This is a genomic window from Prosthecobacter sp., from assembly GCF_044226605.1.
Taxonomy (GTDB): Bacteria; Verrucomicrobiota; Verrucomicrobiia; order Verrucomicrobiales; family Verrucomicrobiaceae; genus Prosthecobacter.
On sequence record NZ_JBGAGS010000013.1, the window covers coordinates 251,226 to 265,267 of the forward strand.

The 14,042-nt window shown below is 61.7% G+C and carries 8 protein-coding genes; 4 read left to right on the forward strand and 4 right to left on the reverse strand.

Annotated features, from left to right (window positions below; genetic code table 11):
* Positions 1 to 82 precede the first annotated feature (82 nt).
* Positions 83 to 2,098 (reverse strand): ATP-dependent DNA helicase, encoded by a 2,016-nt coding sequence (locus ACILSO_RS19385; protein ID WP_395739102.1) that lies wholly within the window; start codon positions 2,096 to 2,098, stop codon positions 83 to 85.
* 65 nt (positions 2,099 to 2,163) lie between these two features.
* A complete protein-coding gene (locus tag ACILSO_RS19390; protein ID WP_395739103.1) occupies positions 2,164 to 3,096 on the reverse strand; it encodes an FAD:protein FMN transferase in 933 nt (310 codons plus the stop codon).
* Between the two features lie 42 nt (positions 3,097 to 3,138).
* Between ACILSO_RS19390 and ACILSO_RS19395 the strand changes: the two genes are divergently transcribed.
* Positions 3,139 to 4,146 carry a metallophosphoesterase gene (locus ACILSO_RS19395; RefSeq protein WP_395739104.1) on the forward strand — a complete coding sequence of 336 codons (1,008 nt, stop codon included), beginning with the start codon at positions 3,139 to 3,141 and terminating at the stop codon, positions 4,144 to 4,146.
* Here ACILSO_RS19395 and ACILSO_RS19400 read toward each other — a convergent pair whose 3' ends face one another.
* Positions 4,147 to 4,560, reverse strand: coding sequence for a hypothetical protein (locus ACILSO_RS19400; RefSeq protein ID WP_395739105.1), 414 nt, complete (start codon positions 4,558 to 4,560; stop codon positions 4,147 to 4,149).
* 186 nt (positions 4,561 to 4,746) lie between these two features.
* Between ACILSO_RS19400 and ACILSO_RS19405 the strand changes: the two genes are divergently transcribed.
* Positions 4,747 to 5,385 carry an FHA domain-containing protein gene (locus ACILSO_RS19405; protein WP_395739106.1) on the forward strand — a complete coding sequence of 213 codons (639 nt, stop codon included), beginning with the start codon at positions 4,747 to 4,749 and terminating at the stop codon, positions 5,383 to 5,385.
* Positions 5,386 to 5,391: 6 nt separating this feature from the next.
* Here ACILSO_RS19405 and ACILSO_RS19410 read toward each other — a convergent pair whose 3' ends face one another.
* Positions 5,392 to 6,207, reverse strand: coding sequence for a hypothetical protein (locus tag ACILSO_RS19410; protein ID WP_395739107.1), 816 nt, complete (start codon positions 6,205 to 6,207; stop codon positions 5,392 to 5,394).
* A gap of 155 nt (positions 6,208 to 6,362) precedes the next feature.
* Between ACILSO_RS19410 and ACILSO_RS19415 the strand changes: the two genes are divergently transcribed.
* Complete coding sequence (locus ACILSO_RS19415) at positions 6,363 to 12,503, forward strand: FHA domain-containing protein (RefSeq protein WP_395739108.1); 6,141 nt, start codon at positions 6,363 to 6,365, stop codon at positions 12,501 to 12,503.
* Between the two features lie 34 nt (positions 12,504 to 12,537).
* Entirely contained in the window at positions 12,538 to 14,028 is a 1,491-nt protein-coding gene (locus tag ACILSO_RS19420) for an Hsp70 family protein (RefSeq protein WP_395739109.1), read from the forward strand.
* The last annotated feature ends 14 nt before the right edge of the window (positions 14,029 to 14,042 follow it).

Below are 14,042 nucleotides of genomic sequence, written 5' to 3' on the forward strand. Positions count from 1 at the left end.
CACCATCTTTCTCCTCCTCCCGGATTCCGGAGCTCCAGAAAGGGAGGAAGAGGAGGAGTAGGACGAAGAGGAAGATCGAAACTCACTGCATGATCTCCGTCGGACACTCCGGCAGAGACGCCAGAAACGCGCGTCCATACGGCTTCGTCAAAATCCGGTTGTCCAGAATGGCGCAGATGCCTTTGTCCGTTGCGGTGCGGATGAGGCGGCCCACGCCCTGGCGCAGTTTGAGGATGGCTTCCGGCACACTGTATTCGGTAAAGGCGTTAAGACCCTGCTCTTCCAGATGCTCGATGCGCGACGCGGTCAGCGGATGATCCGGCACCGCGAACGGCAGGCGCGTGATGATCACATTGCTCAGAGCTTCGCCCGGCACATCCACGCCGGTCCAGAAGCTGTCGGTGCCGCAGAGCACGCTGTGGGTGTCGTTCTTGAATTCGGCGAGCATCTGATGCCGTGGCATGCCGCGGCCCTGTACGAGCAGCCGCCAGCCGCGCTTCTCGCAGTGCTCTTCCAGCTTGTCCGCCAGCGAGGTCATCTGGCTGTAGCTGGTGAAGAGGATGAAGGCGCGGCCGATGCTCAGATCGATGAAATGGGTGATCCAGTGCTCCAGCTTGTCGAGATAGCCCGGCTCGCTCGGCTGCGGCATCTTCTTCAGCAGGTAGAGCTTCATCTGCTTCTTGAAATCAAACGGGCTCTCGATGCACGCGGCGCGTGCGTCTTCAGCGCCGACGCGGTTGCGGAAGTAGTTCAGCTCTTCGTCCGCGCCGATGCCCAGCGTGGCGCTGGTGAAAACGCAGGCCTTGTTGCTGGCAAAGAAGATCTGCCGCAGGCGCGGCGCCACATCCACCGGCGCGGTGTGGAAGGACACGATGCGGTTGTCCGTGTTCGTGCGCTCCACCCAGTGCACGTGGTCTTCATTCTCCTGATCCAAGAAGGCCTTGATGCCCACGCGGATGTTGGTGAGCCGTTTGGCGAGGTCGAGCAGTTCCAGCTTCGTCCCTTCGCGGTCCACGGCATCGCCCGCTTTCTGCGCACGCAGGGCGAGGCGTTGCAGCGGCAGGCTCAGCGTGTCTTCAATCAGCCCCGCCTCACGCACGCGAAATTCGCGCCCCAGCGCGTTGAATTTGCACGCGGCCTCGGCATCGCGGAAGAAGTTCTCCACGTGATCGAGTGTCTGCAAAACTTCGCGCACGCCATCCTTGTCACCCACGAGCTGGAAGAAGCCTTTGCGGCTCCGCGGATTGTGCAGGCGGCCAAGCTCGAATTTGATGTTCGATTCACTGATGTGCAGCCCAAAGGCTTTCGCCGCCACGTTTTCAATGGTGTGCGCCTCATCCAAAATGACGAAGTCACGCGGGAAGAGGAAGTTGCAGTCCTCAGCGGTGGTTTCATCCGCGGAGGCCAGCAGCGTAAAGAAGAGCGTGTGGTTCAGCACCACCACGTCCGCCTGCTCCATGCGGCGGCGCACATCCTGGTACCAGCAGCGGCTGCCAGGCGGGCAGCGGCGCGGCGTGCAGGCATGCGGCTCGCTGCACACGAGCGACCACACGCGTGCGCTCGGCGTGAAGTCCAGATCGCTCAGCGTGCCGTCTTCCGTTTCAGCCACCCAGTCGAGCAGCATTTTCAATTCGCCCGCTTCAGAGCTGGAAAAAAGATCGGCTGATTCATTGAGCGCCCGCTTGAGCCGCGTGGGGCAGATGTAGTTTCCCCTGCCTTTGAGAATCTCAGCGTGGAAATTTCCCACGAGCTGTTTGACGATGGGAATGTCCTTCGAGATCAGCTGCTCCTGCAGGTTGATCGTGTGCGTGCAGATGATGGCCTTGCGCTTCTGCTCCAGGGCAAACGTGACGGCTGGCACCAGGTACGCCAGCGACTTGCCGACTCCTGTCGCAGCCTCACACACAAAGGCGTGGTTGCCATCCAGCGCCGCTCCCACCAGCTCCGCCATGCGCTGCTGCTGCGGTCGATATTCAAACTGCGGAGACGAGGCCATCTTGCCCTCATGCGAGAAGGCATGGTGCATGCGCGGCGCCAGCGGCGGTCGCGAGACGCGGCCGGTCATTCCTTCTTCGTGATCTTCAGCGACGTAAAACATGCGGGGGGAAACAGATGATAGCAGCGAGAGGAGCGTTCAGGGCAACGATGTTTTCGGGCAAGGCTTCATTTTTTGTGTTCAAACCAGACGACATTCAGGTGGTATTGTGCCGCCACGCGCCGTCCTTCCTTCGGACCCAGAACCATCAGGGCGGTGGCGAAGCCGTCAGCCTGCGCGGCAAAATCGTCCACCACCGTGACGGACTCGAGGCTGTGTTCAATGGGACGGCCATTGCGCGGATCGAGGATGTGGGAGTATTCCTTGCCAGCCGCTCCAAAGTGCTGGCGATAGACGCCGCTGGTGGCGATGGACTGGTTTTTGAGCAGCAACGTGTGCGCGGCCTCTCCTGGCGGCGCCGCAGGTGTTTGCACACCCACCCTCCACTCACCCCGGGCGAGGACTTCACCGCCGATTTCGAACAGGAAATTCGACAGCTCGATCAGTTCGAGCTGTCGTGCTATTTTGTCCATAGCCCAGCCTTCCGCGACCGCACTGACATTGATGCGCAATTCGGGAATGTCTTTACGCAGGGCAGGGGGCTCGTGGCGGGTGTGCAGGCGCTGCCACCCGCATTGCGCTTTAGCCTTGGCGATCTCGGCCTCGGTCGGCGGCACTTCACGCCTGCCAGTGGCGCCAAAGCCCCACAAATCGATGAGAGGCGCGAGCGTTATGTCCAGCGCATGGTCGGTTTCATTGCCGATTTGCTGCGCGAGTTCAACGACCTCGACGAGTTCCCCGGGAACAGAGATCCAGTCCGTGCTGGAGGAGGCATTGAAGCGTGAGACGGCGGAATCAGGCCTCCAATGGCTGAGAATGTTTTCCCACTCATCGAGCTGGTGCTGAATCTTGGTCTGAACAAAGCTTGGGCTGACTGTCCGATAAGTGGGGGAATAAACTTTGAGACTCCACGTGGTACCCATGGTGCGCCCCCCGAGAGCGACCGGCGGGTCATCACGGGAACAACCGCAGAGAAGCAGAAGCAGAAAGGCGAAACGCATGGGTGAGAGAAAGTGCATAGGCCTCGCGTTTCAGCCAGCACGATGAATCCCTCGCTCCTTTCCCGCCGCCGCGCCATTCAGACTCTCTTTTGCTCTTCCGCAGCTCTCGCCCTGAACTTGCGTCCGGACCAGGCCTCGGCGGAGATCGCCCAGGATGCGCTGCACCTGCTCATGATCGGCGATTTCGGCACAGGCGGTGCGGACCAGGCCAAGGTGGCGGCCGCCATGCAGAAGTTTGTCAAAGACAATGGCATGAAGCCGGAGGGCCTGCTTCTCATCGGAGACAATTTTTACGGCGGCGTCAAAGAAGGCTTCAAGGTGGACTCTCCGCGCTGGCAGAAGGACATCGAGGCCATGTACCCGTCCAGCGTCTTCCCCGGACCGATGTGGGCGGTGCTGGGAAACCACGACTACCACGATAACGCCGGCGGCGAGAAGGTGCAGCTGGCCTACGCGTCGCAGCCCGGCGTTCGCTGGAAGCTGCCCTCGAAGTGGTATCGCTTCGATCTGGGTCCCGTGGGCAAGCCCTTGGTCACCTTCATCTGCCTCGACACCAATTTTCCTGCCATCTCCGGCGGCGTGGACAAGAAGACCAAAAAGCCGCGTGGTGCTCTGACTGAGGCGGAGGAAAAAGAGCAGCTCGCCTGGCTGGAGGCGGAGCTGGCCAAGCCCCGCGCGCCCTTCACCATCGTGGTGGGCCATCATCCGCTCTATTCGAACGGCGACCACGGCGATACCAAGCAGCTCATCGCGCAGTGGGAGCCGCTGTTTCAGAAGCACCAGGTTCACGCCTACCTCTGCGGTCACGACCACGATCTGCAGCATCTGGAGATGAAGGGCCTCTTCACCTCCCATCTGCTCTCAGGCGGTGGCGGTGCGCGGACCCGCAAGCTGGACGGCAAGCACGAGGCGCCCTTCGGCAAAGACGTCCACGGCTTCACTCATCTGCAGATCACTGCGGAGGCCCTCACCTTCACCCATCATTCGGCGGATGGCGGCGCGCTTCACACGTTCAAAAAGATGCCCGACGGCAGCTTCAAAGTGGGCTGATCATTTGTAGCCGGTCGCCATCGAGACGGGCACTTCCTTGCGTTTGCCCTGGTCCGTCTGATGAACGGCGATCATGTACATGCCGGTTTTCTTCGGTTTGTAGAAGAGCACAAAGCCCCAGCCGTCCAGCACGGGCAGGATCTCGCCCGCAGGCTTGCCTTCGAGGTCCAGCACCGCGCCCGTGATGTGCACACCGGAGCCTTTCGGCACCGCCACGCAGAAGCAGTACTCGTTGCCCTTGTAAAGCTGCATGCGCGTGGCCTTGCCCAGCTTGGCTTCCAGGGTTTTCGTCACCACCTCCGCACGGATGTTGTAGCCTTCCGCCTCCTGGTCATAAGCCAGGGCGCTGGCGGCTTTCTCGGCATCCTCCTGCTCGCCGGCATGCAGCCAGACCATGGGGCTGAGCAGCATCAAGGTGCAAATTACGGTGCAAAAAAGGGAGGTAGGGGCGGCGGGTGTGCGCATGACACGTTAGGCGGATAAATTCACTCTCTCACGCGAACATAGCCGTTGCATCAGGAAAATCCCAAGTTTCTGTTCGGCTGTTCGTGCCTCATCCAGGTTTTACGATCCTTCACCCCCTTTTTATCCACAGCATTCATGGCCTCTGTAGTTTTTTACATGGAGGACGGCACTACGCTCGTTCACAAACTGGAAAGCGATGTCACCACCATCGGGAGACATCCTGATAGCAATGTAGTGCTCACGTGCCCCTCGTCTTCGGGCAGGCATGCCATTCTCAAGGAAACAGACAAAGGCGTCTTCGTGCAGGACCTCGGTTCCAGCAATGGCACCCGCGTGAACGGCGCGGAGATCGAAGAAGCCCTGCTCAAGGACGGAGATCGCGTGGGCTTCGGAGATGTGCAGGCCGTGTTCTATTCCGGAGACGCCCCCGAGGTCCTGGAGGAGAAACCCATGGCTGGCCCCCGTTTTCCCAAGTCGCTGCCAGCACCCGCGCCCACCATCAATGACGAACCTCCTTCCCCCGGGGTCAAAGCCAGGAGCGGGCTCAGCCCGGTGCGTCGAGCCTACGGCAAGCCTGCGGCCGGCAGCTACCCGGACACCACGGAAAGTGGGTGCATGACCGGCATTATCGTCACCGGCCTGTTTGTCTTCGCCTTCGTCACGGGCCTTGCCCTGCGCCATTCGAAGGAGATGAACGGCAACATCCTCACCGACACCATCGACAAGATTTTCGGCACCATGCCGAAGATCAAAATCGAGCGTAAAGAGGACTAGTCTGCCTCAAAGTTTCCGTCGGTAGCCATCGCAGCGGTTGTGCCACCCGGCCAGCCAGCGCTGCTCCTTGCGGTCAGCCGGGGCATTGGCCACACGGCGGCTCAGCACGCGCTTGGCTGCTTCAGCAAACGCACCCGGCATCTGCCCCACGGTTTTCTCGCGCGGCATTTCCTCCAGCACTTGCAGAAGTCCCCAGCCCTGGCCCTGATAGCGTTCTTTTGAACTAGTTCCCTCGCCCTTGAAGTTCACATAATCGATGAGGCAGAAGGAACCTTCGGGCGTCTGTTTCAGCCCGTTGAAAGACCACTGCACGTTGGAAGGATTCCGTGATTGAGCCAGCATCTTGGGCAGAGACGCCTCCATGCGCGCCATGATGAATTCCGTCTGCTGTCTCACGGTGCGGCTCAGCAGCGCGCGCAGTTCCTGCTGTCTTTCGCCATTCTTATCCGCGTCAAAGGCAGCTTTCGTGGGCCAGGGGCAGGCGCCTCGTGCCCAGGCCGGGGTGGCAATGCCTCGGGCGTTCAGAAAAGCCAGCAGAGGCGGGAAGCTTTCCTGAAACGGTCCGCTGCGCCCCTGCGGGTACCAGATGAAATGGCCAATGCCCAGCGAGGCAAACTCCTCCCCGCCGTTCCAACTCGTCAGCCCGGCCACAGTTCCGCCACACTCATTCTGCCAGATTCGCCTGCCCACCTGGTCCATTTGGGCTGCCGAAAGGAGGGTTTCGGCAGGGGCTGCCGGTGCCGGACCGGCCGCGCAACCGTTCAAACCGCTCAAAATCAGCGCTTGGAAGCCGAAAAATTTAAAGAATTGCAAGACCTTCATATTTTAGAAATCTTAAATGATGCTGTCCTGTTGAAGTGGTTTTTGTAACAATAGGATCTTTACCCATCTTCCCTATCGACTGATTTCATTAAGTTTGATTCACTGATTTTCCACCCTTATTCTCTCAACCCTTCAGTCCTTTCTGCTCGTCCGGCATGCCGTATCTGGCCTTCAACCTTAATGATGGAAATGAGTTCGTCTTCGACATCCTCGAAGAGCGTCTTTCCATCGGGCGTGAAGCCAGCAACGACATTGTCATCGACAATACGTTTATCTCCAGCTTTCACGCGGAGTTTCTCCGCCAGGCGGACGGAGGCTACGAAATCGTCGATCTGAAATCCTCCAACGGCACCTTCGTCAACGGCAAGCGCGTGGAGCGCGCTCGCGTCAAAGGCGGGGACCGCATCATGTTTGGCCAGCTGGAGAGCCGTTTTCGTGAGCGCGCACCCAAGGGCCTCGCTGCAGACGGAGGGTCCAAATCTGTCGCCGCTCCCAGGGGACAGCCCAGCCGTGAAGATGGCAAAAAGGGCGATACCGAAAGCATTCCTGCCCGTGACAAGGATGGGCTGCAGAAGTCCAGTCCGGAAACCGGCAAAATCGAAGTCACCAAGCCCGTCGTTCAGCGTTCTTCGGCCGATGTGCCGAGGCAGCCAGGCGGCAGCACCCCGCCTGTTTCCCTCATTCCCAAGCCTTCCGCAGTCGCGGCACCAGCATCTGCTCCCGCCAAGCCCGCGGTTGAGCAGCGGAATGACACCGAAAAACTCCGCCAGCAGCGCGAGGAAGTCCGCTCCCTGGATGGCACGCTTGAAGCCCGCCGCAAGGAGCTGAGCCAGACCCAGGCCGAAATCTCCGGATTCAAGAGCGAGCTCGAAAAGCTGCGCGGCCAGGTGCAAAACGCCCGCGCCGAGGTGGTAAACGCCAAGGCGGATGCCGCCAAGCTCGATGCCAAACGCCGGGACCTGAGCAACCTCGAGAGCAAGCTGGAGTCCACCCGCACCCTCACTGTCAATGCTGAGGCGGATCTGGCCACCGCCCAGAAGGGGCTTCTGAGCCTGCACGCAGAAGCCGAGCAGCAGCGCAAAGGCCGGGAGACGGCCATCTCAAAGCTGGCTGCAGACGAAGCTGCGGCGAAGGATAGACTTGCGGCCGTCAACCAGCTTCTCGCCACCGCGCAGAAGTCCGAAGCGGAGCTGAAAACCCAGCGCAGCGCTGAATTGCAGAGCCTGGAATCGGAACTCACGGTCAAACGCACGACGCTGGAGCAGCTCAACGCCTCCCTCGCGAAATCGCAGGAGGAATCCTCTTCGAAGGCCGCAGCGGCTGCAAAGGCAGCGGCCGAGCTGGCAGCCACCAGCGGCAAACTCGGCCCCCTGCAGACCGAGCTGGCGGCTGCGGAAACCAGGCTCAAAAGCCTTTCCCAGCAGCTTGCCGAGGCGGAGAAATCCGAGTCCGAGCTCAAATCAAAGCGTGGAGGCGAGCTCAAGACGCTCGACACCCAGCTTGCGGCAAAAACAGCCGAGCTGTCCCAATCCCAGGCCGCGCTGGCCCAGGTGCAGGCAGACCTTGCCACGCGGCAGGCGTCGTTGAGCCAGGTTTCAGAGCAGACGAAGGCGCACGAGGCTGCGCTGGCCAAACTGACGGCGGACGAAACGGCGGCGGCTCAAAAACTCGCAGCCCTGCAGCAGCAGTCCGCAGCTGCGGAGGCCGAAGTAAAACGACTCACCACGCTGCAGGCTGACGCGCAAAAGTCCGAGGCCGACTTGCGCGCCAAACGCAGCGCGGACCTGCAGGAGCTCGATGGCCGCCTGGAAACCACGCGTGCTGAGTTCGACAAAAGCGCGGCGGAACTGGCCAGAGTACAGGCAGATCTGGCCGCCCGAAGTGACACCCTTCAGAAGACCATCACGGAGGCATCCGCCCGTGAGGCGGCCTTGGCAAGACTCAGCGCTGACGAGGCTTCCACCACCCAAAAACTGGCCGACCTCCAGCTGCAGGTCACCAGCGCCGAGGCCGTGGTCCAGCGCCTCGTCACCCTGCAGGAAGACGCCCATAAATCGGAAGCCGAGCAGCGGACCAAGCGCGGCGCGGAACTTCAAAAGCTCGACCTGCAGTTCCAGGCGCAGAACGCCGAAGTCACCAAAACGCAGGCCGAACTCTCCCGGCTTCAGGAGGAACTTGCCAGGGCGCGCACGGACCTCGCCACCCAGCAGGAGGCACTCCAGCAGACAGCGGAGGCCGCACGGGAGCGCGAGGCCGCCGTGGCCAGGCTTGCTGCGGACGAAGCCGCCACCGGGCAGAAGCTAACCGGATTGCAGAAGCAGATCGCCGATGCGGAGTCGGAGGTGAAGCGCCTCGCCGCCTTGCAGGCGGACGCCCAGAAATCTGAGGCCGAGCTGCGCGCCAAACGCGGCGCGGAACTGCAAGACCTCGACAAGCAGATCGACGCACGCCGCGCCGATCTCACCCAGACCCAGGCCGAACTCGCGAAGGCGCAGCAGGCCTTCACGGCGCAGAGCGATTCCCTCAAAAAGACGACTGCGGATGCCGCCGCACGCACCGCCGCCCTCGCCAAGCTCACGGCCGACGAAACTGCGACCGCGCAGAAACTTGCCGGTTTGCAAAAACAGGTCGGCGAGGCCGAGGCGGAGGTAAAACGCCTCGCCGCAGCACAGGCGGATGCACAGAAGGCGGAGGCCGAGCAGCGCGCGAAACGCAGCGCGGAGGTGCAGGAGCTCGACAAGCAGCTCGACTCCCGACGCGCAGATCTTGCGAATCTCGACTCGCAGCGCGATGCAAAGCAGAACGAAATCGAGGCCGCCAACGCGGCTCTGGCCAAAGCGCAGGAGCAGGTGCAGCACGCGCAGTCCCAGATTGCACAGCTAGGCGGTGAGGAGAAGGCCATGATGGCCCGCGTGGAGGAGCTGCGCGGCAATGAGGACCGTCTCAACGCGGTGACGCAGAAGCTGGGGCAGATGGAGGACCAGCGTGGCATGCTTGACGCCGCCATCGCTGCCTTGCTCGGCCGCCAGCAGTCGCACGAGGAGGATGCTGGCGCCGCCGAGCAGCGCATGAAAGCTGTGCGCGGCCAGCTGGCCGAACTTGAGCAGCAGCACCTGGCGGCCGAGGAGAAGATCGCTTCCCTGAACGCTCTGAAGGCGGACGCGGAAGCCGCCTTTTCCCAGCAGGAGAAAGACGCGCTGGCCCGCCTTGCAGACATCGACCGCCAGGCCCAGGCCACGCGGAAGCTCGATGAAGAGGAGCGGCTGGATGCCGAGAAGCGCCAGGCTCTCCTGGAGGCGCAGATCGCCGCCAGCGGCACCCGCCTGGCCGAGGTGCAGGCGCAGGTGAAGGAGCTGGATGACAAGGCGGCGGATCTCACCAACAAACTGGAAGACCTGGCCTCCACCGACTCCAGGCTTCATGATGCCACCGAGGCGCTCAAGGCCGTCGAATCTCACAAGGCCGAGGTTGTGGCTGCCGTGGCCGCATTGGTGAAGGATCGTGACGAACGCACCCGCGAGCTGCTTGCCGCCACCGAGCACGGCCGCGCGCAGACCCTTCTCACACAGACTCTCACGCAGCGCCGCGAAACGCTGGAAAAGGAGGTGCAGTCCATCGACGAGCAGAGAACCGCCCTTTCTCAGGAAATGGGCAGGCTGCGCGAGCAGGTTCGCACTGCGGAAGCCGAGCTGAAGGATCGCGAATCCAAGATCGCCGCCGCCGAGCAGCGCACCAAGAACCTGGAAGACCTTGCCAGCAGCGCCGATCAGCAGTTCAAGACCCTGCAGGCGGAGCATAAAAAAGTCGCCGAGCAGCTGGCGCAGGCCAGGACGGATCTGGAGCAGTCGCTTGCCTCCGCAGCCGAGAAGAAGAAGGAGGCTGCCGCCGCTTCCGCCAGCGCCGAAAAAAGCACGCAGCAGCACCTCACCCTGGTGGAAAAAATCAGCGGGCTGGAGGCCGTCATCGCCACACTCACCGCCACTCATGCCAGCACGCAGCAGAAGCTTTCCGCTGCGGAGTCGGATCATCAAAACCTGCAGGACCGCCTGGCTAGTAGGCAGAAGGAGATCGCCGCTGCCGAAGCTCGCGTGGCCGAGCTCACGCACCAGACGGCCGGTCTCGATGACCGCGTGAAGGAGCTGGCGGCTGTGAACAAGCAGAGCGCGGAACTCAGCGGCGCCATCGCCTCCGCCACCCAGGAGCGTGACAAGCTGCTGGCCGAAACCCAGCGTCTGACCAGGGAACGCGCCGAACTGGAGTCCGTCCTGCCGGATCTGCGCGGCCATGTCACGCAAACCCGCGCTGAAGCAGACAATTTGAAGGCGGAGCTCGCGGCTCTCGTCAAGGAGCGCGATGCGGCCGCAGCCACGCTGAAGGACTCCATTGCGCACCGGAAGGAAGCCGACTCTGCCGTCGAAGCCCTGCGCATCGAATCCGTCAATCTCGACAAAATGCTCAATGAGAAGCGCTCCAGTCTCGAAGCCGAGACGAAAGCGAAACTCGCGGAGGCCAACGCCGCCGAGACCCGCCTCAAGGGCGTGCAGGACCGCATCGCCGCGGCTGAGAAGCGCCTGGCCGAGCTGGCGGATGTGGAAACGCGCATCGCCGCCGCCACGAAGACTCTTAGAGACACCGAAACGCAGCGCCAGGCGGAAGACAAAGCGCTGGTGGAGCTTCAGCGCACTCAGGACAGGCTGAAGAAGGAATGCGCCGCGCTTGAGGCTTCGCTGAAGACAGAGAACGCCAGGCTCACGGAACTGACCAAGACCGTCAAAACCAGCGAAGCCAGGGCGGTGGATGCCGAGAAACGCACGGAGAAGGCCGTGGCCGCCCAGCAGGCGGCGGAGCAAAAACGCATCGAAGCCGATGCCGCCGCCGAGAGATCGCGCACCGAGGACAAGAACCTGCGCAAACAGATTCCCGTGCTCACCACGGAGCTGGCGGGCATCCAGGCCATGCTGGTCAGTGTCACGAAGGAGCGCGAGGAGGCTTCTCAGTTTGTCACACGTCTGAACGTCACCACGGACAGCCAGAACAAGAAGCTGAACGAGCTTCAGCAGCAGATCACCCAGCTGGAGGAGGCGCACAAAGTACGCGAGGAACGCGTGATGAAAGCGCAGGCGGATGTGGACAAGGAGGCCCTTCGCCTGAAGGCGGCACAGGAGCAGGCCCGCGCAGCGGAGACCCAGCTCGCCGAACTCGAAAAAAGCGTCAAAGAATCCAAGGCCAAATCGGATGCGGCCAGGAAAGACTCAGCCGCCATCGAGGGCGAACTGCGGCAGCGGCTTGACCGTGTGCAGAACCTCAAGGCGGACGAGGAACGTCTGCTCAAAGTGGTCGAGTCGCAGAAGCAGGCCCTGGCCGATGTGGAAATGTCCCACAAGGAGCTGCACTCCAAGATCGAGGCGAAAAAGACCGAGCTGGGAGAGTACATCAACGTGGGCGGCAAAATCCTCGGCCTCGGCCAGGCGCTGGCAGGCCTGGAGTCACGCCAGACGGAGATCAACAAATCCCTGCGCAAGGCCTCCGAGGAGGACTTGGCCATCCAGGTGAAGCTGAATGCCGCCCAGGAGTCGCTGAACCGCGAATCCGCACGTGCCGAGCAGGCGCGCAAGGATCGGGAAGCCGCGGACGCCGAGTTCAGGAAGTTCAGCGCCGATGTCCAGAAGCAGGCCGCTGCTTTGCAAAATTACGAACTGGAGCAGAAGAAGCGCATCGCCGAACTGGAAAAGCGCATCGCCGATCTCGGCACCACGCAGCAGCGCGCCCTGGGCCAGATTGAAGAAACCAAGGCCGAGCTGGTCCGCCTCGAAGGCAGGAAGCGGGAGTTCGCCCAGGCGGAGGCGCAGATCAAGCAGTGGCAGGACATTGAGAAGCGCCTGCGCGGCCAGCTCGTCGAGCTGGAGGAAAAACACGAGATCATGCGCCGCGGCCTTACCACGGAGGAAAGCACGGTCATCATGTTTGCGAATGACATCGTCAAGCGCATCGACCTCATCGATGCTCTCGTCGCCCGCTACACCGGTTCAAATGGGGGCGATGTGCCCCAGCAGCTCGCCACGCTGCGCGCCTCCTTTGAGGACATCTTGCTCCAGCACGGCGTCAGTGAATTTGACGTCGCTCCCGGCACCGAGGTCGACATCGATCTCCGCAAACGCATCACCGTCGTGGATTCGCTTCCCGGCAAGGCCAAACCCCGCGTCACCGAAAGCTGCCGCTCCGGTTTTATCTTCTCGCGTGGCGAGGGACACGAGATTATTCTGCGCAAAGTGGAGGTCCGGACCTCCAGCCAGTAACATTGCTTCCGGAATCCTTTTTATACACATCGTTATGGCTGAATACGTTGGAATCGACCTTGGCACCACCCTCTCCGGGCTGGCCTACCTGAAACCTGATGGCAATCCTGAAATCGTGCCCAATGCCGATGGTGAGCGCCTGACCCATTCCGTCGTGTTCTTTGACTCCCATGAAGACGTGAAGCTCGTGGGCAGCGCCGCCCGTGATGGCGGCGAGCCCGACCGTACCATTTTCCAGATCAAGCGCTACATGGACGATCCGGAGCATCTCGTCGAGATCGACGGCAAAAAGTGGACCCCGGCGGAGATCTCCGCCCTCATCCTCTCCAAGCTCAAGCGCGACTGCTCCAAAATCTGCGGAGACATCAACGAGGTCGTCATCACCGTCCCGGCCAACTTCAACGAACTGGCCCGCAAGAGCACCATCGCCGCCGCTGAAATGGCTGGAATGAAGGTGAAGCGTCTGGTGAACGAGCCCACCGCCGCCGCTGTCTACTACGCCCACTCCCAGGGTGTCAAAGGCCGCATCCTCGTCTTTGACCTTGGCGGCGGCACGCTGGACACCACCATCCTGGAAGTGGAGGGAGACAACATCAAAATCCTCACCTCTGAAGGCGCACGCCACCTCGGCGGCAGCAACTTTGACGACATCCTGCTCGAAGCCTATGCCGAGCAGTACACCAAGCAGACCGGCGCGGCTCTTTACAGCGACGAGCGCCACCGCCGCCGTGTGCTCCAGGCCACGGAAGACGCCAAGAAAATGCTCTCCAAGCTCCAGCGTGTGAATGACACGGTGGCCAATGACCAGAACAGCGGCATCGCCCGCATCGACCTGAGCCGCGACCATTTTGAAAAGATGATCCGCGGCATGCTCACCCGCACCGTTTTCCTCGTCGAGCAGGCGCTGGATTCCGCGAAGCTGAAGGCCTCCGACATCGACCACGTCGTTCTCGTGGGCGGCTCCACCCGCATCCCCAAGGTCAAAACCATGCTCGAAAAAATGTTCGGCAAGGCGCCCAAGTCCTGCGGCAATGTGGACGAGTGCGTGGCTCTCGGCGCCGCCCTCTTCGCCAAAAAATCCTCCCGCATCCAGGAAGTCTGCAATGCCAGCTACGGCACCCTGGCCATGGTGTACAATGCGAAGACGAAGGAGGAGAAGCTGATGAACTCCATCGTCATCCCCAAAAACACCCCCATTCCCTGCTCGCGCACCCAGGTCTATCAAACCTCCGAGGACAACGAGCGCGTCATCGAGGTGGACATCACCCAGGGCGAAGACGAGGACGCCAAGTTCGTGGACGTCATCGGCCGCCTCACTCTGGATGTTCCGCCGAACCGTCCCAAAGGCTGCGAAGTCGCCGTGACCTTCAGCTACGACGAGAACCAGCGCGTGCGCGCCCTCGTGGTGGACAAGCAGTCAGGCCGCAGCAAGGAGGTTGCCGTGACCTACAAGGGCGCCGGAGTGCTTTCCGACGAGGAGCTCAAGCGCCGCAGCGCCCACCTTCGCGCCATGCGCATCGAATAACCATCCATTCATTG

Coding starts and splice junctions, on each gene's coding strand:
- ACILSO_RS19385 (WP_395739102.1), bottom strand. CDS start 2,098: ATGTTTTACGTCGCTGAAGATCACGAAGAAGGAATGACCGGCCGCGTC.
- ACILSO_RS19415 (WP_395739108.1), top strand. CDS start 6,363: ATGCCGTATCTGGCCTTCAACCTTAATGATGGAAATGAGTTCGTCTTC.
- ACILSO_RS19395 (WP_395739104.1), top strand. CDS start 3,139: ATGAATCCCTCGCTCCTTTCCCGCCGCCGCGCCATTCAGACTCTCTTT.
- ACILSO_RS19390 (WP_395739103.1), bottom strand. CDS start 3,096: ATGCGTTTCGCCTTTCTGCTTCTGCTTCTCTGCGGTTGTTCCCGTGAT.
- ACILSO_RS19410 (WP_395739107.1), bottom strand. CDS start 6,207: ATGAAGGTCTTGCAATTCTTTAAATTTTTCGGCTTCCAAGCGCTGATT.
- ACILSO_RS19420 (WP_395739109.1), top strand. CDS start 12,538: ATGGCTGAATACGTTGGAATCGACCTTGGCACCACCCTCTCCGGGCTG.
- ACILSO_RS19405 (WP_395739106.1), top strand. CDS start 4,747: ATGGCCTCTGTAGTTTTTTACATGGAGGACGGCACTACGCTCGTTCAC.